Raw genomic sequence first — 25964 nt, forward strand, 5'->3', positions numbered from 1 at the left:
CCGTCCCTCCCCACCCTGTTCTGGAGAACGACCATGAGCACCGAATCGAAGAAGGACAAGAACTTCCTCCGCATCGAACTCACGCCGGCCCAGCAGGAACAGGTCATGAACGAGACCGGCAAGGCGGCCGACGCCATTGAATTGACCACGTCCGAGCTGGAAGAGCGCGTGGCGCCGCGCCGCATGATCGACGCCTGATTCTCTGTCACCCGCGTTCTCACCCTCCTTTCAGAGGCAACTCCAATGAGCACCGAATCCAGCAAGGACAAGCGCGTCGTCAGCATCGAGTTGACCCCCACGCAGCAGGAACAGGTCTTCAAGGAAATTGGCAAGTCGGCCGACAGCATTGAAATGTCGCCGGCCGAGCTGGAAGAGCGGATCGCACCGCGGCGCTTCCAGCCCTGAAAGCAGCAAGACATTGGGCTAGGTAACAGGCCGGCGAGCTATCGCCGGCCTGTCGTCTTTTATGGTGACAATCCGATCTCCTGTTGGAAGGAATAGCCCCAATGGTCTTTCCTGTCGCCGGCATGAGCCGAAAGAGGGACGCGTGCGGCCTTCCCTCGTGCAGGCAATCGACATCCACCCAGAGCGGAGAATGACCATGAGCACGCCCAGCGAGAAGGAAAAGTCGGTCCCCATCGAACTGACCCCGGAGCAGGAGGAGCAGGTCATGAGCAGCACGGGCAAGGCGCCAGAAGCCATTGAGCTGTCGAGCACCGAGCTTGAAGAGCGAATCGCCCCGCGTATCCGCCTGCGCCCGTAACGCTTTCTTCATGTTGTTCACGCGCCGCCCGGGCTATCGTCGGGGCGGCGCGTGAACATATTGGCGCGTATGCTCTGCTTCATTTGTCCCCCGCCTCATCCATGACGAGCAGCGCCCGCCCAACCGCCTACGACGACGTCCACGACGCCACCCTGGCATTCCTCGGCGCACGTGAACCGGTTGCCCTGTGGCAGGCACTCCTCGGACACGCGATCGCGGCACTGGACGGCTACGGCGGGTCATTCTGGACGCCCCATGCCGGTGGGCTCCGCCGCATCATGGTGGGCGGCGTGGACGAATTGGCCCGGGAAGTTGAGCAGCTGGAGGGAGATGATCTCCCCAGACTCTCCGAGCAGTCAACCGATTCCTATATCGTGGCGCGCGAGATCCGCGGGCCTGACAAGCGGTTGATTGGCGTCTTGCGGGTGTGTCGCCCGCGCGAGGATGGAGCCCCCGACGAGGCCGCGCTCGATACGCTCAAAGCGATGTTGACCGTGGCCGCGAATGTGGCCGGTCAGCTGCTCCGCGAACAGGACCTTCAGGCCAAGGCCCGCGATTTCACCTTGGTTGCCGAACTCAGCCGTGAAGTAACGGCCACACTCGACCTCGATCGGGTGTTGCGTGTTGTAGTCAATCTCGCGGCGCGGGCTGTCACCTTCGACCGGGGTGCGCTCGCACTGTACGAAGATGGTACGTGCGACATTCGTGCGGTCTCCGGCGCCGACAAGGTGGACCCGGAGGATCCCAAGCTGCGCGACCTCGCTGAACGCGCCGCGTGGGCCGCTGGCCGGGGTGAAGGGCTCTACGTTTCCGACCGCGACGATCCGGGGTCAGACGCCGAACGCGTCTTCCTCCAATTCTTCTCGGCGGATCTCGAAGCGGACGATACCCGCAGCGGGCTCTATCTCCCGTTGCGTGATGAAGAAGGAATTGTGGGCGTGCTGGTCCTGGAAGCGCAGCGGGCGGAATTCGCCACCGATCATCAACGCGACGTGGCCGAAATTCTCGCCAATCAGGCCACGGTGGCCATCCGTAATGCGCGCCTGTACTCGCAGGTCCCGCTGGTCGATATGCTGGGGGCTATTGGCGAGCGCCGGAAAGCATTCAAGGCCATCCCGAAGCGCACCAAGCGTCTGGCCGCTGCGGCGGCGGTGCTCGGGCTCCTGATGTTGACGCTTGTGCAGTGGCCGCTGCGTGTTGACGGCCACGACGCCGTGCTGCTGCCGGCAGAACGCACCATCGTGCGCGCCATGCTTGACGGGCAGATTGAACAGGTCCTCGTTCGCAGCGGGCAGCAGGTCGCGCAAGGCGAGCCGCTCTTCCGATTACGGAGTCTCGATCGCGCCGGTGCCCGTGACGCCGTGCTGGCCGATGTTGAGGCAGCAGAGCGTGAGGCCGCACTGGCTGCGAGCCTCGGCGATGCCGTCAACGAGCGACTGGCCAGGCTCCGCGCGCAGTCGGCGCGTCAACGGGCTGAGCAACTTACCGCCGAGGTACGTGCCACGGTCATTCGAGCCCCGACCGCCGGTGTTGTGCTCACGGAGCGACTCGATGAACTGCTCGAGACCCGCGCGCTCGCCGGGGCGCCGTTGCTGACGCTCGGTCGCGTGGATTCGCTCGAGGTCACCTTTACGGTGCCGCAGCGCGAAGTGACTCGATTGGCCGCAGAGCAGCGCATCCGCCTCCGCACCGAGGCGGTCCCGCAGCGAACGTTTGAAGGGCGAGTCATTAGCATCGCGCCGTTGCCCACCTTGCTGGCCGATACCGTCACGGCGGCGTCGGCCACGTTTCCGGTGCGTGCCCTGGTGGCCAATGATGATGCCCTGCTGCGCCCTGGCATGACGCCGTACGTTCGCGTCCTCACCGATCGCGCGTCACTCGCGGAACGCTTGCTGCGCCGCCCGTGGCGGGCCGCGCGTCTCCTCTTCTGGAAGCTCACGGCATGACCCGCGTCAATCTTCCACCGGCAACAGCACTGCTCATCGCACTGCTCACCGGCACCGCCTGTTCGGGCACGCCAGACGCCAAGGCCGCCCAACAACGCGCATCGGGAACGAGCACGACCGGCCGCTTTGCTGCGGTAGAGTCCACCACAGTCAGCGAACCACTACGCCTGCCGTCACAGCTGTATGTGGAGCGAGACGCCGTGTTGTCCACACGTACCGATGGCGTACTGCGTGCGCTCACGGTGAATCTGGGCGCCAGTGTTCGCGCCGGACAGATAATGGGCAGCGTAGATGACGAGGCGCAGCGATTGGCGCAGGCGCGGGCGACCGTGGCGCTGGACCGGGCCACCAAACTCGCCTGGCGCGCCCGCGAGATGCGCACGAGCCAGAATATCCCCGAATCGGAAGCTGAGGACGCAGAGTTCGCCCTGCGCGAAGCCGACGTTGCCAAGCGTGAAGCCGACCTGGCACTGGAGCGCACGGCCATCAAAGCGCCTTTCGATGGCGTGGTGAGTGCGCGCTACGTACAGCCCGGGCGTCTGTTGGCCGCCAATGATACCGTACTCCGTATTACTGCACGCGGCCCCTATCTCGCGCGCGTGCGAATCCCGGAGCACGATGCCGATGGCCTGAAGTTGGGGCGTGTGCTGGGGGTCCAGGTGGGTGAGCAGACTCGGGGTCGCGGACGTGTGGTACGCATCGCCCCCGACATCGACGCGGCCAGTGGCACGCGCGAAGTGATTGTCGAAGTGGACGCGCGCGGCACCGCGCTCATGTCCGGGCGCGCGGTGGTCGTGGAGTTGCCGCGGGCCTCTCGCCCAGTGCTCACCGTTCCCGCCGCGGCCATCAGTGCGGATGGGTATGTCGTCGTACAGCAGGACGGACGCGCCGTGATGCGACCGATTGTTGCCGGAAACCGGTTTGATGATCGGGTAGAGGTCCGCGCCGGCCTCGTAGCCGGGGAGCGCGTGCGCCTCCCATGAGTACCGTTCGACGCCCCTCGCTGGTCAACGGCGTGCGCGTGGTCGAGCAGCGCTTTCAAGGAGAACCCGGGTTCGTGGTGAAGAGTCCGTCCACCGGCAAGTACCTGCGCTTCAAGCCGGTGGAAGCACGTGTCATGGAGCTCTTCAACGGCGAACGGACCGTGCATCAGGTGGCGGCGCAAATGACGGCGGAAGGCACCAGTATCGGGGCTTCCACCATTGACGCGTTTGCCACGAGACTGGCCACACTGGGCATTGTGGATCGCACGCTCGTGGAGAAAACGTCGGCCCAACTCGAACGGTTGCGTGAGGAGCGCAAGGAACGCCGAAGAAAGCCGCTTTTCCGCGGCGAATTTCTGCGGATGCGTTTTCCCATGGGTGATCCGGATCGTCTGCTCACGCGCACCATGCCACTGGTACGCTGGTGCTTCACCCCGGCCTTCGTGTGGGGGTCCGTGGCGGTATTCGCCTTTTATGCGTTACTGCTCACAGCCCGCTGGCAAGAGCTCACCACGTCGTTCAGCGCCCTGACCAACCCGGCCAATTGGAGTGTGGCCACGGCACTGATGTTCTGGGGTGCATTCATTGGTGTGGGCATTGTGCATGAATTGGGACACGCCTACGCGTGCAAAGGATTCCGCGGGGAAGTGAACGAAATGGGGTTCATGATCATGTACTTCCAGCCCGCCTTCTATTGTAACGTGAACGATGCCTGGACGTTTACGAAGCTCAGTGACCGGTTGTGGGTCACCGCCGCGGGCGCGTGGGTGGAACTGTTGCTGGGCGCTGCCGCTGCCGCGGTGTGGGCCGTTTCGGCGCCCGGCACGGTCATCTCCCAACTATCCCTCATGGTGACGTTGCTTGCCGGTGGACTGGCGCTACTCAGCAACGCCAATCCCCTGCTGCCGTACGATGGCTACTTCGCGCTGAGCGATTGGCTGGAAATTCCCAATCTTCGCCAGCGCGCGCTGGGCTACTTCAACTGGTTCTTCGCCACCACGATCCTCCGTCGCGAAGCCGAGGAGCCCGCCGTCACCGAACGAGAGCGCCGGATCTTTCTCTGGTACGGCGCGCTGGCGTCGCTGTATATCGCCATGGTCTACACCATTGCGCTGCGCTTCGTCGTTCGCTGGTCCTACCGGACGTTTGGTATCACCGTGGCAACCGCGCTGGTGGTGGTTCTCATGACATGGCAGCGCCATCGGTTGTTGGCCGCATGGACGGCTGTGCGCGCCGCCTGGCACGACTTCGCACGCCAGACGCTGCGCAGCCGCTTCGCGCTCATTCCCGCCCCGCTTCGGGGATGGCGGGGCGGGGCGTTGGGCACGGCGCTGCTCATGCTGTTGCCATGGCCGCGCAATGTTGACGGCGAATGGAACGCGCGACCGCTGGGCTATCGCGTCGTGACTGCCCAGACAGACGGTGTGATTACCGACGTACGCGTACGCGGCGGTGATATGGTGGTGGCCGGCGCCCCCATGCTGCAGCTACTCAACCGCCAGACGGAACGCTCGCTCACACAAGCGACGTTCGATCGGGATTCGCTGCAGTTACAGGAGCAAGCCTCAGTGGCCGCACGCGCCGGCGACATCGCCACGCTGCAAGCGCGGTCACAAGCCGCCAGCGTACGTGCCGCCAACAGCCGGGCGGTTCAACGGCAATTGATCGTTCGCGCCACAACCACGGGCACGGTACTCACGGAACAGCCAGCGTTGCTGATAGGCAAGCCGGTGACTGCCGGCACCCCCCTGCTTCACCTCGGCCGCAGCGATTCACTGGAAGTCCGGGTGCACTTTCGTGGTGCAGGTGCCGCTGCACTGCAACCTGGTCAACGCATCCGCCTGTATCTGGACGCGGATGCCGCGAGGCCCATCACCTCAACGGTGTCGCGGGTGAGCCTTGTTGGCACGCCCGAACATCCGGGGGCAACGGAAGCGCTTGTACACCTTCCGGCCTCAGGCGCCTGGCGCGCAGGCACGAATGGCCCCGCCAGGGTGCGCTTGCAAATGGGGACGATTGGTAGCGCGATGCTCTGGGCCATACGCAGCCGCCTGCGCCCCGACTTTCTGTTGTAGCGGCCGTCGAATCAGAGGGCGTCGCGGCTGCTGTCGACCGTTTCTTCAAACACCCCGACGTTGCGATTCTTCGCCACGTTATCCGCAGTGAAGTACCGGCCGTTCATGGCGATGTATACGCCCGGCGGCAACGTCTGCACGAAACTGAGAGCGCTGCCCAGGTTGAACAGCCCGTCAGAACTGCCAAAGGCATACGGCACCATGGCGCCGGTCAGCACAATCGTCTTGTCTGGCAGCTCCGCGGCCAGCACCCGGGCCGTGTCCACCATGGTATCGGTCCCGTGCGTGATCACGATCTGAGACTCGGTCGCCGCTTGGCACGCCTGCACGATCTGCAACCGGTGCGCCTCTTTCATTTCGAGGCTGTCGATCATCATCAGAACGTCCACGGACACATCAATCATGCAGCGCCCTCGACGCAGCATTTCCGGGAGATGTGTGGCGTCGAAGTGCAGCGTGCCGGTGAGTTCGTCGTACTCCTTGTCGAACGTGCCACCTGTCACGAAAACCCGTACGCTCATGAGGCCTCCCCGGTCGTGCCGCTCTCGCGACGCGCGGCGGCCTCGGCCCGCGCCTTGGCCCGCGCCTTGGCGGCCTTTTCACGGGCCTTCTTTTCTGCCTTCTGCGTGGCGATCCGTTCCGCGGCAGCAATCACCGCCTCGCGTTCAGCAACCTGCGCTTCGCGTACCGCCCACTCCGCGCGATCGCGGGCTTCCGCGTCCCGGGTGCGCTGCAGACTCTCGGACTCGCGCCAGGCCGAAACCTTGGCATGGTCACCGCTCATGAGCACGTCGGGCACCGTATGCCCGCGATACTCTGCCGGCCGCGTATAGCTGGGCGCGCTGATCCCGCGATCAAAGAACGAATCGGTGCGCGCACTCTCCAGATCGCTCATGGCCCCCGGCAACAGCCGAACCGTGGCGTCCACGATGGCCAGCGCGGCCGGCTCACCCCCACTCAGCACAAAATCGCCGAGCGACAACTCCTCGGTGGCCAAATGGGTGGCGACGCGCTCGTCGATATCCTTGTAGTGGCCACAGAGCAGCGTGAGTTCGGTGCCTGCGGCAAAGCGCATGGCATCGGCGTGCGCAAAGCGCCGCCCGCGCGGGGAGAGCAGCACGATGGGCGATGTGGCACCCACCGACTCCACGGCCTCGAAAAACGGGCCGGGCTTCATCACCATCCCTGGTCCACCACCGAACGGATAGTCATCGACGGTGCGATGGCGATCGTACGTGAATGCCCGCAGGTCCACGAGATTGTACGTCACCCCCCCGGCCGCGGCGGCCTTGGCCGGAATACTCAGCGACAGGGGCCCCGCAAAAAACTCGGGGAAGATGGTGACGATGTTGATGCGCAGCATGCGCGTCCGGGTAAGATCGAAAGGGCGACGATCAGTCAAACAGGCCGTCGAGCGGCGCAAAGACGATCGTGCGGGTCGTATCGTCTACAGAGAGCACGAGTTCGTCCGTCCAGGGGACCAGTGGCCGCCCCGTCGGGGTCTCCACCTCCAGAATGTACCCCTGTGGCGCGTCGTACACGTCGCGCACGTGCCCCACGAGCCCCTGCCCCTCCACTTCCACACGCATGCCGATGAGATCGCCAATGTAGATCTCGTCGTCATCCGCTTCCGGCAACACACTGGGGTCCGCGAGGAGGTACCGGCCGCGCCAGCCGTCGGCGATATCGCGGTCGGTGAGTTCGCGGACGCGGACCAGCCACTCCTTGTTCATGGGGCGACCGTCTTCGACGTGCAGCGGTTGGGCCTCGCCACCGGCAACAAGGTTCCCTTCGCGGTCGCCGGGATAAAGCAGTGCGCCGGACGCGAAAACCGCGTCCGGCGCATCGGTCAGCGACTCGACGGCCCAGGCGCCGCGCACACCATGCGCGCGACGTACCCGGCCGACGACGATGAACTCGGCCAGCTTAGGCCTCGCCGGTGGGCATGGCCACGGCGGCTGCCTGCAGCTTGCTGGCAAGACGCGCCTCATGACGGGCCTTGAGCACACCCGCGCGACGGAGCAGCGAACGGACCGTGTCCGTGGGCTGGGCGCCGACATTGAGCCAATAGTTCACGCGCTCAACCTGCAGGTTGATGGCGTTCTCGCCACCACGCGGCTGGTACTGCCCGAGGATCTCGATAAAACGGCCGTCACGCGGCGCCTGCGAATCGGCAACCACGATACGGTACATGGGGGTCTTTTTACGGCCTTCACGGCGCAGGCGGATCTTTACGGCCATTGGAGTCTCTTGAGCAGGTGGTTCAGCGCTGGCGTGGCGTTCCGGCTACCGCGCCTTCCGGGCTCATCGCATAACCGGCGTTTCCGGCCTGCACCCAGGCGCCCCGATTGGGGCAGCCTTGGAAGATAACCACAGCAGGGGTTGGGATTCAAGCCGCCCTGTATCGCAGCGCCTCCCCACCACCAGGCGTACAATAAGCAGACCATCCGTACGTGGACCTCTGCCCAGCCCCATGCCCGTCGCCTACCGCTCGAACCGCCTCTTTGCTGCCGCGCTGGCCACGGCGACCCTGCTTGTGCCCGCGCTGGGGGCCCAGCCCGCGCCCAAGCCCGCCAGCGCCGTTGAAAGCGCCAATGGCATGGTGGTCTCCGCCAGCACCATTGCCAGCCAGGTAGGCCGGGACGTGCTGGCCAATGGTGGCAATGCCGTGGACGCCGCCATTGCCACCGGATTCGCCCTGGCCGTGACATACCCAACGGCGGGCAATATTGGCGGCGGCGGGTTCATGGTGATCCGCTTTCCCGACGGCCGGGCGACCACCATTGATTTCCGGGAGCGGGCGCCCGTAGCGGCCACTCCTTCCATGTTCACCGACAGCACCGGCAATTACTCGGCTCGCCTTCACCACGGGTCGCACAAGGCGGTGGGGGTGCCGGGCACCGTTGCCGGTTTCGACCTCGCACACCAGAAGTACGGCAAGGTGACCTGGGCCAAACTGGTGGATCCCGCAGCCCGCATGGCCGATACCGGATTCATGGTCCCTGTTGGACTCGCCGCCTCGCTGGGCAGCCCACGGTTACAGGAACGCCTCGCGGCGTATCCCGCCACCATGGCGGCGTACTATCGGGCCGGCAAACCGTACGCCGCCGGTGAGCGCATGGTGCTGTCAGACCTTGGCAACACCCTGAGCCGCATTCGCGACCTGCGCCGGGACGGGTTTTACAAAGGCACCACGGCGCATCTCATCACGGCCGAAATGCGGAAAAACGGGGGGCTCATAACGGAGCAGGATCTCCTCGCGTACGAAGCAAAGGAACGCGCGCCGGTTCGGGGTATTTTCAAGGGCTACGACGTCATCACCATGCCTCCGCCAAGCAGCGGCGGCGTGGCCATGATTGAGATGCTCAACATCCTGGAAGGACTCGACCTGAAGGGAGCCGGCCACAATTCTCCGCAATACGTGCACTGGCTGGCCGAGAGCATGCGCCGCGCCTTCCGCGACCGAGCCATTCACCTGGGCGATCCGGATTTCACGAAGCCGCCCGTTGACCGGCTCACCAGCAAGGCCTACGGCACACGGCTCCGCAGCACCATCGACGCCAACAAGGCGTCGCCGTCGTCCCCTGCCGATGTGACCCAGGGCTACGAAAGCGACGAAACCACGCACTACTCCGTGGTGGACAAAGATGGGCTGGCCGTCTCGGTGACCTACACCCTCGAAGCCGGTTACGGACTTGGTGCGGTGGTGGAAGGGGCCGGTTTCCTGTTGAACAACGAGATGGGAGACTTCAACGGCAAACCCGGACTGACGGACAGCACGGGTCTCATTGGCACCGCCCCCAATGTGGCGTCTCCCGGTAAGCGGATGCTCTCCAGCATGTCGCCGACCATTGTGGCCAAAGACGGCAAGCTCGTGGCGGTCGTGGGGAGCCCCGGTGGGCGCACCATCATCAATACCGTGTTGCAGGTGGTGCTCAATCTGATCGCGTTCGACATGCCGGCCCAACTGGCCGTGAACGCACCGCGCCTGCACCATCAGTGGCTCCCCAATGCCATTACGGTGGAGCGCGAGGGATTTGACGCCGCCACCCTCGACGCCCTGCGCGCCAAGGGCCATGTGGTGCGAATAGGCTCCCAGCAGGGCACGGCCCATTCCATCGTGATCGATGCGCGCACTGGCAAGAAACTGGGCGCTGCCGACCCCCGCGATCGTGATGCCGGGGCCATTGGGCACTGAACGTCCGTACCGGAAAAGCACAAAGGGCACGGGGATCTTTCCCGTGCCCTTTGTCATGCATCACACTCGCAGTGCGAGTGCGCCACTTACTTGGCGGTAAACGCCGCGGTGGCCTTGTACGTGTCCCACATCACCACGATCTCGCCGCCCTTCCCGGCCGGCTTGACCTGAATTTCCATCTTTTCCACGACCGCGTTGTTGCTCGTAACCGTCATGGGAATGCGCAGCAGGTCCTGCTTGGCGTCATAGGCAGTGCCCCACTGCTTGGTCTGCTTGTTCACGATCAGTTCCCACTTGCCGTTCTCTTCGAGCTTCGTGAACAGCGTGTAGGTGCCGGCCGGAACGACCTTGCCACCAAAGTCGAGTGTCTTGCTTGTGGTGAAATGCGTGGCCTCGTTGGCACCCGTGCGCCACACCATGCCCCACTTCATGTCGCCAAGGCCGTTGAACAGCACGCGGCCGCGCTTGGACGGGCGGCCGTAGTTCACGTTGATCTCAGCGCCGGCAATCGTGGCCTTGACCGAGTCACGCGGCGAGGCCGGCGCCTTCTGGCCACCGCCCATTTGCATATTACCCATGGCGCCCTGTGCAGCGGCCGATACGGAGAACACCGAAACAGCAGCAAGCGCAGCGGCGCCGCGAACCAGCGAGCGGGAGATCGTCATATCTGAGGTCTTGGGTCTGGAAGGAAACAGGACGGGCGGCGTCTGTTGGACGCCGCCCGAATTCTAGCACCACTGGCAAGCCGGAAGTTCCCGGCGCCCCTGCAGTCACCGGGCTCGCCGCCTACTCCACCTTCCGGCGCGCCTGCGACAAAAATGCCGGTTCCAGCTCCAGCAGGTTGGCCAGCTTGCGGATCAGATACGCCTCCTGATCATCAAAATCCCCATCCGCCAACACGACCTGCCACATCAGTTCGGCGAGGACGATCCGCTGCGCGACGTCGTACTCCTTGACCACCTGGCGGGTGAAGACAAAGTGGTCCACCGCATCGCGGTTGGCGGCAGCGGCTTCGGCGAGCAGTACCTGCGCACCGGCCGCATCCACGCCGAAATGCCGTTGCAGAATGTCCACGATGCGGCGCTGTTCCGCATCCGAGAAGTTGCCGTCGGCACAGGCCAGCTCCACCAGGAGGGCACAGGCGGCAATACGCACATCATGAGGATGTACCCGCGAATGCGCCCCCGGAGTCCCGGGGACGCTGTCGCTGACCAACCGCCGTAACGTATCGAACATGTGTAAGGGTATGTGGTGTTACATGCGGCGCTGCGGCCCGATGGCCCGATCCAGCTTGGCCTTCACCGCTTCCAGTTCCTGTCGCAACACAGTGTACCGCTCCAGAGCATCCTGACCAACCTTCTGGTCAGCCCGGGCGGTCATGCCTGCTAGATAGGTAATGTGTGCCTGCAGCCCCGGCTTGCCGTACCGGATGGGCTGCGTGTTCACCACCTCACTCACTTCCTTCACCTGACGGGCCGTATCCGCTGCCGCACCAGTGGCGCCCTTGTACTTCTGCTCCGCCGTGCGCACGCGGGCCAGCAACGCGTTCACGTCGGCCACCATGTCGCGCATCTTCACGTTGTGTGCGAACTGCGCCTGCAGATCGGCTTCCGTGGTGCCATCGGCGGCGAGACGCGGGTCAATACGCACCCGCAGCGGTACACTCTGGGTCTGCCCCGCCACGGTAATGCGGGCCGTGTATTGTCCCGGAGGCGCGCCCAGTCCGTTCTGGTGCTGCACGTTCCACACGAACCGGTTCATCCCGACGTTCTTCGTGACCAGGTTGAGCGTTGGGCCCGACGCCATGGCCGCGACACCGCCACGGCCCGCCATCATAGACTCATCCGGATCGTCATCAGCTCCGCGACGGCGCGGCGGCTGTACCGGGACCACGCCACTCTTGAAACTGTTGACCGTCTTCCCGGCCGCATCGAGAATCTCAATGCGCACCGTGTCCGCCGGGGCACTGGACAGATAGTAATCCACGGTGGGGCCGAGGTACGACTGCCCAACATTGGTCCGGTACCCGTCTCGCGGACGGAATACGGTGAGCGCAGCGCTCGCCGTGGTGGGGCCGATCTGCTGCAGCGGCGCAATGTTGTCCAGAATCCAGGCGGCACGTCCCTGCGTGGCAATGACCAGATCGCCCTTGTGTACCCGGATGTCGTTGATGGGAATGATGGGCATGTTCAGGTTGAACGGCTGCCAGTGCCCACCATTATCGAACGACACGTACAAGCCGAATTCCGTGCCGGCATACAACAGCCCTTCCCGCACCGGATCTTCGCGAACGACACGCACCGGTACATCGGCGGCAATGCCATTCGTCCCGTCGGTCAGCAGCTTCCACGTCTTGCCGTAATCGTTGGTGAGATAGATGTACGGCTTGTAGTCACCCAGCAGGTAGCGGTAGGTGGCGTAGTACGCCGAACCCTTGCGATGCGGCGAGGCATCAATCCACGCCACGCGGCCACCATCACCCAGCCCCTTGGGCGTGATGCGCGTCCACGTCTTCCCATCGTCGCGCGTCACCGAGAAGGGGCCGTCATTCGAGCCCGTCCAGATCACGCCCTTTTCGAGCGACGACTCGGTAATGGCGTACAGCGTGCTGTAGAACTCTTCACCCGTCACGTCGCGCGTGATGGGCTGGCCGCTGCCGCCCTGGCAGCACTTGGGGAAGGCGGTCAGGTCGGGCGAAATCTTTTCCCACGACGCGCCGTTGTTGCGCGTGCGGTGCAGGTACTGCGACCCGTAGTACAGCACCTTGGGGTCATGCGGCGACGTCGCCATGGGCGTGGTGCGCTGCATGCGGAAAATGAGATCGCCGCCATCGTTGCCATACAGCGACTGCGCGCCAATCCAGTAATTCTTGGTCACGCCCGCCTTCATGTTCATAACGGCATACTGCCCCTTGCAGTTGCCATGCACGATGTTCTCGTCGCTCGGATGCGGAATGATCGGGCCCGTTTCACACCCCGGTCCCACCCGCACCGATGCCATGTTGAACACGTTGTTCAGACTCGGCACGATGTACGTGCTGTTGTCCTGCTGCGCCATGTACAGGTTGTACGGGAACGCATTGTCGAGCCACACCCCGTAGAACTCGGCCGTGGGCTGAATGTCCTGCGAGCTCCACGTCTTGCCGCCGTCAAACGACACGTTGGCGCCGCCGTCGTTCGACTGCACCATCGTGTTCGAATTGTTCGGATTGATCCAGATATCGTGATTGTCACCGTGCGGCGTACGGAACGGCGTGACCGTCTTGCCACCATCGGTGCTCTTGTAGAACGTTTCCGCACCCGCGAACACCACGTCGGCGTTGTTCGGGTCGGTGCCCAGCGAGGTGTAGTAGAACGGACGGGTAATGAGCCCCGGCGTGCTGTTCACCATCTGCCAGCTGGCGCCGGCGTCGTCGCTGCGATACAAGCCGCCCCCCGGCAGCGCTTCCACCAGCGCATACAAGCGGTTGGGGTTGGCAGCGGTCACGCCGATGTTGCCCTTGCCGATGAGTTCATTCGGCAGGCCATTACCGCGCAGGTTCTGCCAGGTCTCGCCGCCGTCGGTGCTCTTGTAGAAGCCCCCTTCGCGCGATCCGGAAATGATCGACCACGGCTTGCGCTCAATGCGGTTCATCCAGGCAAAGACCACATTGGGGTTGCCCGGCTGGAGCTCCACGTCCATGGCGCCCGTGCTGTCGCTCACGTACAGCGTCTTCTTCCAGGTCTTGCCACCGTCGGTGGTCTTGAAAACGCCGCGGTCGTTGTTGGGCTTGAAGATGTCGCCATAGGCGGCCACCCACACGATGTCCGGATTGGTGGGGTGAATACGCACCGCGCCGATCTGGCCGGCGTTGTAGAGCCCGCGGAATTCCCAGCTCTTGCCCGCATCGCCGGAGCGGTAGATGCCACGACCGGTGGAGACATTGGAGCGGACACCGTCCGACCCGGTGCCCAGCCAGATCACATTGGGATCGCTGTCGGCCACGGCCACGGAGCCCATGGATCCAACCGGGACCTTATGGTCCGTGATGGGTTCCCAGCTTTCCCCGCCGTTGGTGGTGCGCCACAGGCCACCGCTCGCCACGCCCATGTAGAACGTCTTGGGCTGTGACGGGACGCCGGTCACCGTCGTGACTCGACCGCCCCTGGAGTGACCAACCAAGCGATACGACAGCCCCTGGAACTGGGCAGGATCAACCGACGCCATGAAGGGCGCCTTGGGGGCCGCCGCAGGGCGGGCAGCGCGAGCGGCGGTTCGGGGGGCCTGCGCCACCGCAATTGCGGGAGCAAGGCCAATCAGAACGAGAGATGCCGAAACGGTACGGCGCATGCGTCAGGGAGGGTTAAAGGTGCAGCCGAGGTGCGAGGCTTCTTGTAAGCATACGTACGTGCGGCCTTCGTGTTGAGCTTTCCGACGATAGAAAGGCGCTGCGGCCAGATGGTCACACCGGCGGCTAGCGGGCGATGGCCCCCGCCTCGATGCCCTTGGCCAGGTCGAAAACCTGCCCCACCGCGCCCACCACACAGGTGGACCGGTCGAGCCCGAGCGTCCTGCGAAAGCGGTACACCACCTCCACGCCGGTACAGTGCGCGCCAATGAGCTGCCGCACGCCGGCCGCTTTGAGTCGTTGCTCTGTCCAGGCGAGGGTCTGCTCGGAGGCGTTGAACAAATGGATACCACCGATGAGCGCATGCACGTTCGCGGGACGCACACTCTCCCGCGCGTGATCGATGATGTTCACCACGCCGGCGTGACCACACCCCGTCAGCACCACCAGCCCCTGTTCCGTATCGAAGATCATCGACATGTCCTCGGGGACATTGTCTTCCAGCATGTCCGTTCCAACCTTCACCAATGCGGGGCGCGCCTGCGGATTGGACGAGCCCCAGTTGCGTTCGTTGTGCCGCCGCGGGACCGGACCGGTAAGCCATACCCCTGGATACAATTCGGTGGGCTTGGCGTGCACCGTGAAATGCCCGCCCGTTTCCTCGTAGCGCGGGCGAAAACGATTCATGGGATTGAGATCGTTGCTGTTGCCACTGCGTAGTCGCGGGGCGAAAATTCCCTCCCCCACATGTGCTGTCCCCAGGGCATCGGCGCGCTTGGACACGAGCTCCTTGCGGAGGGGGAGCAGACCAATCGTGTGATCGCCGTGATTGTGACTCAACACGACATCGGGCACGGTATCGAGGGCCACGTTCAGCTCACGCGCGTTGCGCGCCACCACGTCGTCGTGGGCGCCCGTGTCAAACAGCATGCGACGACCGTCCACCTCCACCAGCGCGGCAAATCCCCATTCGCCAATGCCGGCGTCGGCAAGCATGGTGGAGAGTATCGTGATACGCAGCTGACTCACCTTGCGGCGCGTCGTGGTGAACGGTGCGGCGGCACTCTGCAGCAACGACGGCATCACCGGCAACGACAAACCGGCGAGCGTCAGGTGGCGGATAAGTTCGCGACGTGATGTCATGTGATGTGGTTTGGAGAATCGTTCAGAGCTGTCGGCCGAGCTACTGGGCGCGCAGGACCCGCCCCGGACTGGCGAGATGCTGACCATCGCGCACGGCCACCTCGCCGTTCACGATCACGGCACTAATCCCTTCCGGATACTGAAAGGGGTTCGCAAAGGTCGCCGTGTCCGCCACGGTCGCCGGATTCAACACCACCACGTCGCCAGCCATGCCCACCGCGAGTCGCCCCCGGTCGCGCAGGTGTACCCGATCAGCCGGACGTGCGGTCATCTTGTGGATCGCATCGGCAAAACTGAGCGCCTTGCGTTCGCGCACATATCTCGCCAACACGCGCGGCATCGACCCCGCGCCGCGCGGATGCGGACTGCCACGCCGGGTCGGACCATCAACAGCAAAGGCGCCACCGTCAGAACAGACCATCGCGAAATCGTGCGCCAGCAACCGATCCAGATTGTCCTCGCTCATGGCGAACCCGAGCATACCCACTTCCAGCCGATTGCGTCGCAACAGCCCTACGGCTGCGACATAGGGATCCTCTCCGCGCGCCCCCGCCCACGCTCCCAAGCGCTTGCCTTCAGCGTCGCGGTCCACAGGGTTCTCGACCCGTGCGATTTGCACGTTGTCCCAACCGCCAATCACGTCAACCTTCGCTAACGACTCGGTGCGAATGCGCGCAGCCGTGGCCGGATTGTCGAGCCGCGCGAGAAACGCCTCGGCACCGCCGTCGCGGGCCCAGACCGGAAATAAATTGGTCAGGCCAGTGGAGTAGGCAATCCACGGATACACATCGAACCAGGCGTCGATGCCCGCGGCCCGTGCGTCCCGCAACCGGGCCAGAGACGCGTCGATCTTGGGCCAGTTGCGCGTGCCCTGCTGCTTGAGGTGTGAGACCTGCAACGGGCAGCGTGCGCCGCGGGACACCGCAATGGATTCATCGATCGCTTCCAGCAGCTGATCGTCTTCGTTGCGCATGTGCGTGGCGTACGGCAGCCCACGTGACGACAGCGGACGGCACAAGGCAATGAGCTCCTCCAGCGGCGCAAACGCCCCGGGTGTGTATTCCAACCCCGTTGACGCGCCGCAAGCGCCTTCGGACAGCGCCCGCTCGACCAGCGCCGTCATCCGCGTCAACTCCGCAGCGGTCGCCTTGCGGTCCGCTTCACCAATGACCTTTGCCCGCACACTACCCAGCCCGATCATCGCCGCCACATTGATCGCGGGTTTCACACCGTTCAGCTGACGCTCCCAGTCGGCAAAGGAATCGCCGATCGCCCCGCTGAAGGAGGAGCTTCCATCCGCACCCGCGACAATGGTCGTGATGCCCTGACGGATCACCGATTCCGCGCGCGGATCCTCACGCAACGATCCATCACCGTGCGAATGGATGTCCACGAACCCGGGCGTCACCGCCAGCCCACGCGCGTCGATCTCTACGGTCCCGCGGGCGGCAAGCCGAGCACCCAATTCGCTGATGCGGCCGCCGCGAATTGCCACGTCCATTTCCCGGCCAGCGCCACCCAACCCATCAAACACGGTGCCGCCGCGCACCACCAGATCATGGGCCTGACGACCTGGCGCATGCACAAACGGCCCCATGGCTCCAAGCACCGGAATGGCGCCGAGGACGGTCGTACCCTGCTTCACAAACTCGCGACGACTGTGTGGGCTGCTCATGACTCGCTCCCCTATCGCTTGGCACCGGGGCCGAGCACCACCCGTCCCGGGGTCGCACCGGTGTGCTCACCATTGCGCAGCACCGGCACACCATTCACAAACACGTCGCGGACTCCGGTGGCGTATTGGTGTGGCTGCTCGAACGTGGCGTTATCGCGAACGGTCGCGGGATCAAAGATCACGACATCACCATACGCGCCGGGCGTCAGTGTTCCGCGGCGCGTCAGGCGCAAATTGGTGGCCGGCAAGCTGGTCATGCGTCGCACAGCTTCCTGCAGGGTGATCACCTTGTCCTCCCGCACATACTTGCCGAGGACGCGGGCGAAGGTGCCGTAGGCGCGCGGGTGCGTATTGCTCTTGAGAAAATTCCCTTCGGGCGCCATGGATCCGGCATCCGATCCCACGCTGACCCAGGGCTTCTTCAACTGCGCGGCAATGTTGTCTTCGGTAATGATGAAATAGATCGTCCCCACCCGCGTCCCATCTTTGATCACCAGATCCATGGCCGTTTCTTCCGGACTGGTGCCGCGCAGCTTCGCGACCGCGGCCAGCGTCTTTCCGGTGTACTGTTTCAGTGAATCGGCCTTGAACCCCGACAGCACCACCCGATCCGGTGAACCTGACGCCAGCAGGAGACTCTCCCACTTGTCGGTCGGGGTCCGCATTTCCTCGGCGACCTTCCGCCGAATGGCGGGGTCCTGGAGTCGCCGCGCCCACGCGGCATACCCGCCTTCCTGCACCCAAGGCGGCATCGCGGCATCGAGACCGGTGGCGCCGGCGGTGTAGGGATAGATATCGGCAGTGATCTGCAGCCCCTGCGCGCGGACGCTGTCAATGCGGTTGAGCACCCGCGCCATCTTGGGCCAGTTGGCCTCGCCGGCAGCCTTGAGATGATAGATCTCGGCGCGAGCCCCACTTTCACGGGCAATGGTGATGAGCTCTTCGACGGCCTCCTCGAGCCGCGCCCCCTCGCTACGCATGTGTGAGATGTACATGCCGCCGTAGGGCGCTGCGGCCTTCATGAGCGCCACCAACTCATCCGTCTTGGCATAAAAGGCAGGCGCATAGATGAGCGACGACCCCACGCCCAACGCCCCCTCCTCCATGGCCTGGCGGACTTCCTGCTGCATCGCCTCGAGCTCAACGGGGGTGGGGGCACGATCATCCCAGCCCACATGATTGATCCGCACCGTGGTGGCCCCGACGAACGACGCAATGTTCGTACTGATCCCCTTCTTCACGAGCGAATCCTGGTAACCGCGCAGCGTCCGCCAGGTGATCGGGAATTTGATATCCCCCTGTTCGGCCAGCATGTCTGCCCGCAGCGTGTCCGACAGCGGCCCCATGGAGGTGCCCTCCCCCATGACCTCGAGGGTCACGCCTTGCCGGATATCCCCCTGGCTGCGCCCGTCCTCAATGAGGGTCTCGGTGGCCCAGCTGAGCATGTTGATGAATCCGGGGGACACCGCCATTCCCGTGGCATCCACCTCCAGCGTTCCCTTCCCGGTCACCTCTCCTACCGCAACAATGGAATCGCCCCGTAGCGCCACGTCGGCCGCGACCGGGGAGTTGCCCGACCCGTCGTACACCGTACCGCCGCGGATCACCACATCGTACGCCGGGGGCGAACTGCAGCCCACGGCCAAGGCTAGAGAACAAGCCACGGAGTGAAGGACAGAACGCGCAAGCCGAGGCCTGAACGAACGCCGAAAAAGCCGAGGAAAAGGACGGCCGATCATGTCGCGGCAGTTGGGAGTGAGGCATGGACCGCAGAACCCAGCACTTCCCAAACTTGGCACGTATGCGTCCCGTGCGTTAGGCTCTCTCGTACCTCCCTCGTGTTGCGCAGCTTCCTTTCGCAGCGCCTCCCCACGCCCCGCGCATGACCACTCCTCTCCCGGCGACTCCCGCGCGTACCGCGCCCCCTCAGTTGTTTACCCATTGGCGGGACGACCTCCCCGCCTCATTGGTTGTGTTTCTGGTGGCGCTGCCGCTGTGTCTTGGCATAGCGCTCGCGTCGGGCGCCCCGCTGTTGTCGGGGGTCATTGCCGGCGTGGTCGGCGGTCTGGTGGTGGGCGCCGTGTCTGGTTCCGCCCTCATGGTGAGTGGTCCGGCCGCCGGTCTGACCGCCATCGTGCTGGCTGGCATCACGCAAGTGGGGGGCTTCCAGCGGTTTCTTCCGGCAGTCATTCTCGGCGGCGCCATTCAAGTCGCGCTGAGTGTGGCCAAGGCTGGCGTGATCGGCTACTACTTTCCGTCGGCGGTTATCAAAGGCATGCTGGCGGCAATCGGCCTGACGCTCATCCTCAAGCAGATCCCGCACGCCGTAGGCTACGACGACGACTATGAAGGCGACTTCGCCTTCATCAGTCCGTCTGGTGAGAACACCTTTGATGCCATCGGCCACGCCCTCGGTCAGGTGCAGCCCGGCGCAATTGCCGTCGCCCTCTTGGGTGTGGCCCTCATGGTCCTCTGGCCGAAGACGCCGTTCGCTCGTATCAAGCTGTTTCCAGCCCCGCTCGCGGCCGTTGCGGTCGGGGTAGGGCTGAATGAGTTGCTGTTGGCGCTCGAACCATCCTTCGCGATTCGCGGCACCCATCTCGTCTCGCTCCCCACGACGGGCTTCAGCGGCATTGCCTCACAGCTCACCCGTCCCGATTGGAGTGCGCTGGCCGACCAGCAAGTGTGGATGTTGGCCGCCACCTTGGGTATCGTGGCCAGCCTTGAGTCGCTGCTCAGTCTTGAGGCCACCAACAAGCTCGACCCCGAAAAGCGCGATGCGCCCGCCAACCGGGAACTGCTGGCGCAGGGGCTTGGCAACATGATCTCGGGTTTCTTTGGCGGACTGCCAGTCACCGGTGTCATTGTCCGCAGTTCCGCCAATGTGGATGCGGGTGCCAGGACACGACTTTCGGCGCTCGCGCACGGCGTGCTGCTGGTCCTCGCCGTTGTGGTGATTGCTCCGGTACTCAACCGTATTCCGCTGGCCGCATTGGCCGCCGTGTTGCTGGTCACCGGCTTCAAGCTCACCGCACCCGCCCTCTGGAAGAGCGCGTGGCGTCTGGGAACGGCTCACTTCGTGCCCTTCGCCGTTACCATTGTGGCAATTCTGTTTACCGACCTGCTCAAAGGCATCGCGGTCGGTCTGGTTGTTGGCCTTGGCTACATCCTCGCTGAACACATGCGCCGCCCCGTGCTGACCAAGGTCAGCCCGCCCGGTGCCGTGCTGACGCGATATTTGTTGCCGGACCAGCTCACGTTCCTCAGCAAAGCGAGCCTGATGAACGTACTCGACGCGTTGCCCGAAGGGACGCGTGTGGAGATTGATGGACGCAAGACATCACGCTTCGACTACGATGCGCTGGAGGCGCTGATCGGGTTCCGTGAGACAGCGCGCACCAAGAACATCGACTACCGGCTCGTGGGGATTCCCGAGACCGACCTCACGCCTGCGCACTAACCGGAGCCGCCATGGAAAACTTCCGCAAGATCATTCAGCACAATCATGAGTGGGCCGCCGCCATGAAGGCCGCTGACCCGGACTTCTTCGAGAAGCGAGCCGGCAAACAGGAGCCCCAATTCCTGTACATTGGCTGCTCCGACAGTCGGGTACCTGCAGACGCCGTAACCGGAACAGAACCGGGCGAACTGTTCGTGCACCGCAACATCGCGAATGTCGTGCTGCCCAGTGATCTGAACGTCATGTGCGTGCTGCAGTACGCCGTCGAAGTGCTCGATGTGAAGCACGTGATTGTCACCGGCCACTACAACTGCGGCGGCGTCAAGGCGGCGATGGGGACCGCCAGCTATGGATTGGTGGACCTGTGGCTACAACCCATCCGCAACGTGGTGCGCTGGAACAAGCCCGAACTGGACCAGATTCAGGACGAACAGTCGCGATTTGACCGCGTGGTTGAGCTCAACGTACTGGAGCAACTGTACCATCTTTCGGAAACGCCCATCATCCAGAACGCCTGGGCCAAAGGGCGCCGGCCGCTGTTGCATGGTTTGGTGTACGACATTCACGAAGGGCTGCTGCGCGAGATTGCCACGGGCGTGGATTCTCAGGAGGCGGCTGATGGTCTCGCGCAGCGACGGCAATCCGGGGTACCGGCAGGGCCGCCTCCCATTATGGGACGCATTGGAGGGCCTGTCCTTGTGGGCGACGAACTCGCCGATCAGATAGCCAAGCGCGTCATGGATCGCATGGCCGCAGGCGCGAAGGACGCCTCCAAGAAGTAGCTTACACCAATGGCCAAGATTCTTTCTCCTTTCAAGTCGCTCCCGTTGGAGCGCCGTCAGTGGCTCGTGCTCGAGGCACTGGCGAAGCATAAGGGCGCGAAAGCGCTGTACGCCCAGCGTATTGCTGCCAAGGGCGGCGGCTTCCGCGCTGCGACTCTCGTCACCTGGCCGGCGGATAAGGTCGGAAAGGAAGCGCTCCGACTAGGGGCCCTTACGCCGCAGGATGAACTGGAACTGCTGCAACTGCTCTACGTCGATCTGGAGCCCCAGTATCAGATCACGTTCCTCGATGCCATGGGTATCGGGCACGAGAACGGGGTGCTGCCGGAAGATCTCGAGGTGCCGTACGCCAGCGCCGAGGCGGTACAACAGGGAGCCGCGGCCGTTCTGACGTCGCATGGTGACCAGGGTCGTCATTACCTGCGCACCCTGGTGGTATACAATCTTCCCGCGTGGCCTGGCCTCGACACCATCGTGCCGGCCGAAGGCTGACCAATAAAGACTGAATGCAACAACGCGCGGGTCGGCTCTGCCGATCCGCGCGTTGTGATTATCGCATGCCGAACATGCCGCCGCCGCCAAAGGGAATGCGAGGCATCCCCCCACCCTTCCCGCCGGCCCCACCGCCCATCTTCTTCATCATCTTCTGCATTTCGCGGAACTGATCAAGCAGGCGGTTCACTTCGTTCACCGGTCGGCCACATCCCTTCGCAATACGTGCCCGACGCGATCCATTGATGATGTCGGGCTTCTTGCGCTCCTGCGGCGTCATGGAGAGCACAATGGCCTCAATGTGCTTCATGCGTTTCGGATCCATCTTCACATCCTTCAGCATCTTCGGGTTCACACCCGGCAGCAGCTTGAGGAGGTTTTCGAAGGGGCCGAGCTTCTGCATCTGACGCATGGCCGACAGGAAGTCTTCGAGGTCCATGCCATCCTTGCGGACCTTCTTTTCGAGCTTCTTGGCTTCCGTCTCGTCAAAGGCTTCCTGCGCCTTCTCCACGAGGGACACAATGTCACCCATCTGGAGAATACGCCCCGCCATGCGCTCCGGATGGAACTCCTCCAGCGCATCGGGCTTTTCGCCAACGCCGATGTACTTGATGGGCTTCTTGAGCACCCCGTAAATCGAGAGCGCCGCACCACCACGCGCGTCACCATCGAGCTTCGTGAGAATGACGCCGGTAATGTCGAGCGCCTCGTTGAAGCCCTGCGCAATCTTGACGGCTTCCTGACCCGTCATGCCGTCGGCCACGAACAGAATTTCGTCGGGCTTGATGGCCGCCTTGAGACGCGTCAGCTCGTCCATCATGTCGGCGTCGATCTGCAAACGACCGGCCGTGTCCACAATTACAACGCGGTCGCGATTGCGCACGCCTTGCTCGATACCGGCCTTGGCGATCTTCACCACGTCCTGCGTGGTGCGATCAGCGTAGACCGGCACATCGAGGGCCTTGCCCAGCGTTTCCAGCTGATCAATGGCGGCTGGACGATACACGTCGGCCGCGACCAACCGGGTACTCTTGGCCTCGAGCTTGAGCCGCCGCGCCAACTTGCCCGCAGTCGTCGTCTTACCGGAACCTTGCAAGCCCACCATCATGATGATCGTCGGCGGGACCGAGCTCATCTTGAGCCCTTCACGCCGCTCGCCAAGCATCGCCGTCAGCTCGTCATGGACAATCTTGACGAGCTGCTGTGCCGGCTGGATGGACTTGAGCTGCAGGACGCCCACCGCCTGCTTCTCCACCCGTTCCAGGAACTCACGGGTGAGGGCAAAGTTGACGTCGGCTTCGAGCAGGACGCGCCGAACCTCGCGCATCCCCTCCTTGATGTCGTTCTCGGTCAGAACGCCGCGACCGCGCAGCTTCGCGAAGACGTTACCGAGTTTGTCTGTGAGCTCGTCGAACATAGGGAGGAAAGGTAATCGATTGGCGGGGCCGCCACGGGTCGGCGGGCACTTTTCGTGACCCTGAACACCGGTTTTTTTCCCGGGGGGTGACGCTGAGGGCCACCCATGACGCAACTTGCGTCGGAATCACGCGTTGCTCCGGTTTCCGGTCCCCGTAGATTGCCGGGTACAGGATCACGCTGTCACACTCATTGCCAGCCACGTGTCGCCTCAGAATCCGCGTTTTCCCGCCATCCCGATGCCCCGCGGCCAGCGGAAGGAAGAAATCCTCCGCGCGGAGCTCCCCCCAACGCTGCCCCTCATGGCGCTGCGTTCCACGATCGTGTACCCCCTGGGGACCATCGCGGTGCAAATGGGGGCGCCTGAAAACCTCGCGCTGCTCCGGGCCCACGAGGAATCAGGGCTCGTGGTGGCGCTGGTCGTCGCCTCCGGCGACGGGGACGACGCCATCGACCCCCATCGGTTCATTGGGCGGGTCGGCGTGGCCGCCCGCGTGCACGAACGCATCAATCTGCCCGGCGAGACGGTCCAGATCACCCTGCAGGGGCTGCGACGCATCACCATCGACGCCGTCGATCAGGTGGAGCCGTTTGCCATTGCCCAGATCCAGGGCGCCCGCGAAACCCCGCCGGATGCAGCCGAACTGGATGAACTGGTGGCCCGCACCGTCACCGCCGCGGAAACGCTGGCGGAGCTGGTAGACCGCATTCCCAATGAGGTGCCGCAGATCCTCAAAATGAACGTCTCCGACCCGGGACGTTTTGCCGACCTCGCGGCCACCAATATGAACCTGCGCATCGCCGACAAGGAAGAGGTGCTTCAACGCCTCGACATCGGCCAGCGCATCCGCTTCATCCTCTCGCGCCTTGAGCGTGAAGTGGCGCGCGCGCGCGTCATGGACGACGTCAAGAAGCAGACCGAAATCAAGATTGAACAACACCAGCGCGAGTTCTACCTCAGACAGCAGCTGCGGGCCATTCAATCGGAATTGGGCGAGGCCGACCCCAACGAAAAGGAGTCGGTCGATCTGCTGCGGCGCATTGAGGAAGCGCGCCTGCCGGAAAAAGTCGCCAGCGAAGCGCGCCGCGAAACCGAGCGTCTCCGCATGCTCTCGCCGGCCTCCAGCGAGTATCAGGTGCTCCGCACCTACCTCGACTGGGTGCTGGCCCTGCCCTGGCACAAGCGCAGCGGCGACGACGCCGAAATCGTCCTCGCGAAAGTCGAAGCCGCGCTCGAAGAACGGCACTACGGTCTCGACGAAGCCAAGGAGCGTATCGTGGAGTACCTCGCCGTGCGCAAGCTGCGCGGCGGTGACCCCACCGGCCCCATTCTCTGCCTCGTCGGTCCGCCGGGCACCGGCAAGACCTCGCTCGGCGAGGCGATCGCCAAGAGCATTGGGCGAGAGTTCTATCGCATCTCCGTGGGCGGGGTGCGTGACGAAGCGGAAATCCGCGGACACCGCCGCACGTACGTCGGTGCCATGCCGGGGATGCTCATTCAGGCGCTGCGTCGGGTGGAAGTGCGCGACCCGGTCATCATGATCGATGAGATCGACAAGATGTCGAGCGGCGGCCCCTCAGGAGATCCCACTGCGGCCATGCTGGAAGTGCTCGATCCGTCGCAGAACACGACCTTCGTCGATCACTACCTCAACCTGCCGTTCGATCTGTCGAGCTGTTTGTTCATTTGCACGGCGAACAACCTGTTTGATATCCCGGGCCCGTTGCGTGACCGCATGGAGGTCATTCGCATCGCCGGCTATACCATCGAAGAAAAGGTGGAGATCGCGCAGCGCTACCTCATTCCGCGCCTGCTCGACGACCACGGCCTCACCGATCAAGACCTGCATATTTCGGAGCAGGTGCTGGGGTTCATTACCAGCCGGTACTCGCGCGAAGCCGGGCTTCGCACCTTCGAGCGCTCCATTGCCACCCTCATGCGCAAACGCGCCCGCGCGAAAGCCGACGGCGACGAAAGCACGTGGGAAATCGGCGTGACACGTGCCGAGGATCTGCTGGGTCCGCCGCGCTTCTCTCAGGAGGAGGCGGAAAAAGAACCTGAGATCGGCGCGGTAACCGGGCTGGCCTGGACCAGCACCGGCGGTGAACTCATGACCATCGAAGCCCTGCGTATGCCGGGCGTCGGCAAGCTGACGGTCACGGGGCAGTTGGGTGACGTCATGCGCGAGTCCACGGAGGCGGCCTATTCCTTCGTTCGATCGCGCGCCGCCTCGCTGAGCATTGCCGACAGCGAATTCCGCGAATGCGACATGCATTTGCACTTCCCCGCCGGCGCCATTCCCAAGGATGGTCCATCGGCCGGCATTGCCGTGACCCTCGCCCTGGCGAGTGCGTTGTCACGCCGCCCCGTACGCCGCGATCTCGCCCTGACCGGCGAAGTCACGTTGCGCGGCAAGGTCCTGGAGATTGGCGGGGTGAAGGAAAAGGTGCTCGCTGCCTATCGGGCGGGGCTGCGCGAAGTCATTCTGCCCAAGGGCAATGAGAAGGACGTCCGCGACGTGCCGCAGGAGGTTCGCGACAAGATGGCCTTCACTTTCGCCAGCACCATGGACGAAGTGCTGCACCTCGCCCTGCTGCCGCTGCCGGAGAAACACCCGGCGGACAAAGCCGAGGTACGCACCACACCATCGGGTAGGAAAAGCCGCGCCGTCTCCGCCGACTTGCGCTGAACAGCCCCCCGTTC

At 64.0% G+C, this 25964-nt stretch carries 22 protein-coding genes; 11 read left to right on the plus strand and 11 right to left on the minus strand.

From position 1 onward, the window contains the following. Positions 1–33 precede the first annotated feature (33 nt). From GEMMAAP_RS20570 to GEMMAAP_RS11850, 6 genes are all read left to right on the plus strand, one after another. Positions 34–198, plus strand: a complete 165-nt coding sequence (locus tag GEMMAAP_RS20570; protein ID WP_158514838.1) for a hypothetical protein — start codon at positions 34–36, stop codon at positions 196–198. A 45-nt stretch (positions 199–243) separates the two neighbouring features. Next, complete coding sequence (locus tag GEMMAAP_RS20575; RefSeq protein WP_158514839.1) at positions 244–405, plus strand: hypothetical protein; 162 nt, start codon at positions 244–246, stop codon at positions 403–405. Positions 406–601: 196 nt separating this feature from the next. After that, the gene (locus tag GEMMAAP_RS20580) at positions 602–763 is read left to right on the plus strand and encodes a hypothetical protein (RefSeq protein ID WP_158514840.1); all 162 of its coding nucleotides are present in this window, start codon (positions 602–604) and stop codon (positions 761–763) included. A gap of 101 nt (positions 764–864) precedes the next feature. Further along, positions 865–2709, plus strand: coding sequence for a GAF domain-containing protein (locus GEMMAAP_RS11840; RefSeq protein ID WP_026849608.1), 1845 nt, complete (start codon positions 865–867; stop codon positions 2707–2709). Further along, complete coding sequence (locus GEMMAAP_RS11845; protein WP_026849607.1) at positions 2706–3692, plus strand: efflux RND transporter periplasmic adaptor subunit; 987 nt, start codon at positions 2706–2708, stop codon at positions 3690–3692. Before GEMMAAP_RS11840 ends, GEMMAAP_RS11845 begins: the two co-directional genes overlap by 4 nt. Beyond that, positions 3689–5767 (plus strand): efflux RND transporter periplasmic adaptor subunit, encoded by a 2079-nt coding sequence (locus GEMMAAP_RS11850; protein WP_026849606.1) that lies wholly within the window; start codon positions 3689–3691, stop codon positions 5765–5767. The genes GEMMAAP_RS11845 and GEMMAAP_RS11850 overlap by 4 nt, the downstream gene beginning before the upstream one ends. Before the next feature lie 11 nt (positions 5768–5778). Here the strand turns inward: GEMMAAP_RS11850 and GEMMAAP_RS11855 are convergent, their stop codons facing one another. From GEMMAAP_RS11855 to rpsP, 4 genes are read right to left on the minus strand one after another with little or no spacing between them, the layout of a single operon-like run. Next, positions 5779–6288: an asparaginase domain-containing protein gene (locus GEMMAAP_RS11855; protein ID WP_026849605.1), complete on the minus strand. Its 510-nt coding sequence runs from the start codon at positions 6286–6288 to the stop codon at positions 5779–5781. Next, the gene (trmD, locus tag GEMMAAP_RS11860; protein ID WP_202969122.1) at positions 6285–7169 is read right to left on the minus strand and encodes a tRNA (guanosine(37)-N1)-methyltransferase TrmD; all 885 of its coding nucleotides are present in this window, start codon (positions 7167–7169) and stop codon (positions 6285–6287) included. Before trmD ends, GEMMAAP_RS11855 begins: the two co-directional genes overlap by 4 nt. Continuing rightward, complete coding sequence (gene rimM / locus GEMMAAP_RS11865) at positions 7162–7758, minus strand: ribosome maturation factor RimM (protein ID WP_082821266.1); 597 nt, start codon at positions 7756–7758, stop codon at positions 7162–7164. Before rimM ends, trmD begins: the two co-directional genes overlap by 8 nt. Continuing rightward, positions 7694–8008: a 30S ribosomal protein S16 gene (rpsP, locus tag GEMMAAP_RS11870; RefSeq protein ID WP_026849603.1), complete on the minus strand. Its 315-nt coding sequence runs from the start codon at positions 8006–8008 to the stop codon at positions 7694–7696. The genes rimM and rpsP overlap by 65 nt, the downstream gene beginning before the upstream one ends. A gap of 232 nt (positions 8009–8240) precedes the next feature. Between rpsP and ggt the strand changes: the two genes are divergently transcribed. After that, complete coding sequence (gene ggt / locus GEMMAAP_RS11875) at positions 8241–9965, plus strand: gamma-glutamyltransferase (RefSeq protein WP_053334101.1); 1725 nt, start codon at positions 8241–8243, stop codon at positions 9963–9965. An 86-nt stretch (positions 9966–10051) separates the two neighbouring features. Here the strand turns inward: ggt and GEMMAAP_RS11880 are convergent, their stop codons facing one another. The 6 genes from GEMMAAP_RS11880 to GEMMAAP_RS11905 all read right to left on the minus strand — a co-directional run bounded on the left by GEMMAAP_RS11880 (position 10052) and on the right by GEMMAAP_RS11905 (position 18849). Then, on the minus strand, positions 10052–10630 hold the full coding sequence (locus GEMMAAP_RS11880; RefSeq protein WP_053334100.1) for a DUF2911 domain-containing protein: 579 nt from the start codon (positions 10628–10630) through the stop codon (positions 10052–10054). 121 nt (positions 10631–10751) lie between these two features. Then, a complete protein-coding gene (locus GEMMAAP_RS11885; RefSeq protein ID WP_053334099.1) occupies positions 10752–11201 on the minus strand; it encodes a tellurite resistance TerB family protein in 450 nt (149 codons plus the stop codon). Positions 11202–11219: 18 nt separating this feature from the next. Then, positions 11220–14294, minus strand: coding sequence for a VPS10 domain-containing protein (locus GEMMAAP_RS11890; protein ID WP_082821267.1), 3075 nt, complete (start codon positions 14292–14294; stop codon positions 11220–11222). 124 nt (positions 14295–14418) lie between these two features. Beyond that, positions 14419–15435: an MBL fold metallo-hydrolase gene (locus GEMMAAP_RS11895; protein ID WP_158514841.1), complete on the minus strand. Its 1017-nt coding sequence runs from the start codon at positions 15433–15435 to the stop codon at positions 14419–14421. 40 nt (positions 15436–15475) lie between these two features. After that, entirely contained in the window at positions 15476–17110 is a 1635-nt protein-coding gene (locus GEMMAAP_RS11900; RefSeq protein WP_053334097.1) for an N-acyl-D-amino-acid deacylase family protein, read from the minus strand. A gap of 11 nt (positions 17111–17121) precedes the next feature. Then, a complete protein-coding gene (locus GEMMAAP_RS11905) occupies positions 17122–18849 on the minus strand; it encodes an N-acyl-D-amino-acid deacylase family protein (protein WP_082821268.1) in 1728 nt (575 codons plus the stop codon). A 143-nt stretch (positions 18850–18992) separates the two neighbouring features. Here GEMMAAP_RS11905 and GEMMAAP_RS11910 point away from each other — a divergent pair, with 143 nt between their 5' ends. Genes GEMMAAP_RS11910 through GEMMAAP_RS11920 form a run of 3 tightly spaced genes read left to right on the plus strand, consistent with a single transcriptional unit; the run spans position 18993 to position 21844 of the window. After that, positions 18993–20570 (plus strand): SulP family inorganic anion transporter, encoded by a 1578-nt coding sequence (locus tag GEMMAAP_RS11910; RefSeq protein ID WP_082821269.1) that lies wholly within the window; start codon positions 18993–18995, stop codon positions 20568–20570. Positions 20571–20581: 11 nt separating this feature from the next. After that, the gene (locus GEMMAAP_RS11915) at positions 20582–21352 is read left to right on the plus strand and encodes a carbonic anhydrase (protein WP_026849597.1); all 771 of its coding nucleotides are present in this window, start codon (positions 20582–20584) and stop codon (positions 21350–21352) included. A 9-nt stretch (positions 21353–21361) separates the two neighbouring features. Further along, positions 21362–21844 (plus strand): hypothetical protein, encoded by a 483-nt coding sequence (locus GEMMAAP_RS11920; protein WP_026849596.1) that lies wholly within the window; start codon positions 21362–21364, stop codon positions 21842–21844. A gap of 58 nt (positions 21845–21902) precedes the next feature. Here the strand turns inward: GEMMAAP_RS11920 and ffh are convergent, their stop codons facing one another. After that, a complete protein-coding gene (ffh, locus tag GEMMAAP_RS11925; protein ID WP_026849595.1) occupies positions 21903–23261 on the minus strand; it encodes a signal recognition particle protein in 1359 nt (452 codons plus the stop codon). Between the two features lie 202 nt (positions 23262–23463). Between ffh and lon the strand changes: the two genes are divergently transcribed. After that, positions 23464–25950, plus strand: a complete 2487-nt coding sequence (gene lon / locus GEMMAAP_RS11930; RefSeq protein ID WP_158514842.1) for an endopeptidase La — start codon at positions 23464–23466, stop codon at positions 25948–25950. The last annotated feature ends 14 nt before the right edge of the window (positions 25951–25964 follow it).

It is taken from the genome of Gemmatimonas phototrophica, assembly GCF_000695095.2.
GTDB lineage: Bacteria > Gemmatimonadota > Gemmatimonadetes > Gemmatimonadales > Gemmatimonadaceae > Gemmatimonas > Gemmatimonas phototrophica.

Coding starts and splice junctions, on each gene's coding strand:
- GEMMAAP_RS20570 (WP_158514838.1), top strand. CDS start 34: ATGAGCACCGAATCGAAGAAGGACAAGAACTTCCTCCGCATCGAACTC.
- GEMMAAP_RS20575 (WP_158514839.1), top strand. CDS start 244: ATGAGCACCGAATCCAGCAAGGACAAGCGCGTCGTCAGCATCGAGTTG.
- GEMMAAP_RS20580 (WP_158514840.1), top strand. CDS start 602: ATGAGCACGCCCAGCGAGAAGGAAAAGTCGGTCCCCATCGAACTGACC.
- GEMMAAP_RS11840 (WP_026849608.1), top strand. CDS start 865: ATGACGAGCAGCGCCCGCCCAACCGCCTACGACGACGTCCACGACGCC.
- GEMMAAP_RS11845 (WP_026849607.1), top strand. CDS start 2,706: ATGACCCGCGTCAATCTTCCACCGGCAACAGCACTGCTCATCGCACTG.
- GEMMAAP_RS11850 (WP_026849606.1), top strand. CDS start 3,689: ATGAGTACCGTTCGACGCCCCTCGCTGGTCAACGGCGTGCGCGTGGTC.
- GEMMAAP_RS11855 (WP_026849605.1), bottom strand. CDS start 6,288: ATGAGCGTACGGGTTTTCGTGACAGGTGGCACGTTCGACAAGGAGTAC.
- rimM (WP_082821266.1), bottom strand. CDS start 7,758: ATGAGGCGCGTCTTGCCAGCAAGCTGCAGGCAGCCGCCGTGGCCATGC.
- rpsP (WP_026849603.1), bottom strand. CDS start 8,008: ATGGCCGTAAAGATCCGCCTGCGCCGTGAAGGCCGTAAAAAGACCCCC.
- ggt (WP_053334101.1), top strand. CDS start 8,241: ATGCCCGTCGCCTACCGCTCGAACCGCCTCTTTGCTGCCGCGCTGGCC.
- GEMMAAP_RS11880 (WP_053334100.1), bottom strand. CDS start 10,630: ATGACGATCTCCCGCTCGCTGGTTCGCGGCGCCGCTGCGCTTGCTGCT.
- GEMMAAP_RS11885 (WP_053334099.1), bottom strand. CDS start 11,201: ATGTTCGATACGTTACGGCGGTTGGTCAGCGACAGCGTCCCCGGGACT.
- GEMMAAP_RS11890 (WP_082821267.1), bottom strand. CDS start 14,294: ATGCGCCGTACCGTTTCGGCATCTCTCGTTCTGATTGGCCTTGCTCCC.
- GEMMAAP_RS11895 (WP_158514841.1), bottom strand. CDS start 15,435: ATGACATCACGTCGCGAACTTATCCGCCACCTGACGCTCGCCGGTTTG.
- GEMMAAP_RS11900 (WP_053334097.1), bottom strand. CDS start 17,110: ATGAGCAGCCCACACAGTCGTCGCGAGTTTGTGAAGCAGGGTACGACC.
- GEMMAAP_RS11905 (WP_082821268.1), bottom strand. CDS start 18,849: ATGATCGGCCGTCCTTTTCCTCGGCTTTTTCGGCGTTCGTTCAGGCCT.
- GEMMAAP_RS11910 (WP_082821269.1), top strand. CDS start 18,993: ATGACCACTCCTCTCCCGGCGACTCCCGCGCGTACCGCGCCCCCTCAG.
- GEMMAAP_RS11915 (WP_026849597.1), top strand. CDS start 20,582: ATGGAAAACTTCCGCAAGATCATTCAGCACAATCATGAGTGGGCCGCC.
- GEMMAAP_RS11920 (WP_026849596.1), top strand. CDS start 21,362: ATGGCCAAGATTCTTTCTCCTTTCAAGTCGCTCCCGTTGGAGCGCCGT.
- ffh (WP_026849595.1), bottom strand. CDS start 23,261: ATGTTCGACGAGCTCACAGACAAACTCGGTAACGTCTTCGCGAAGCTG.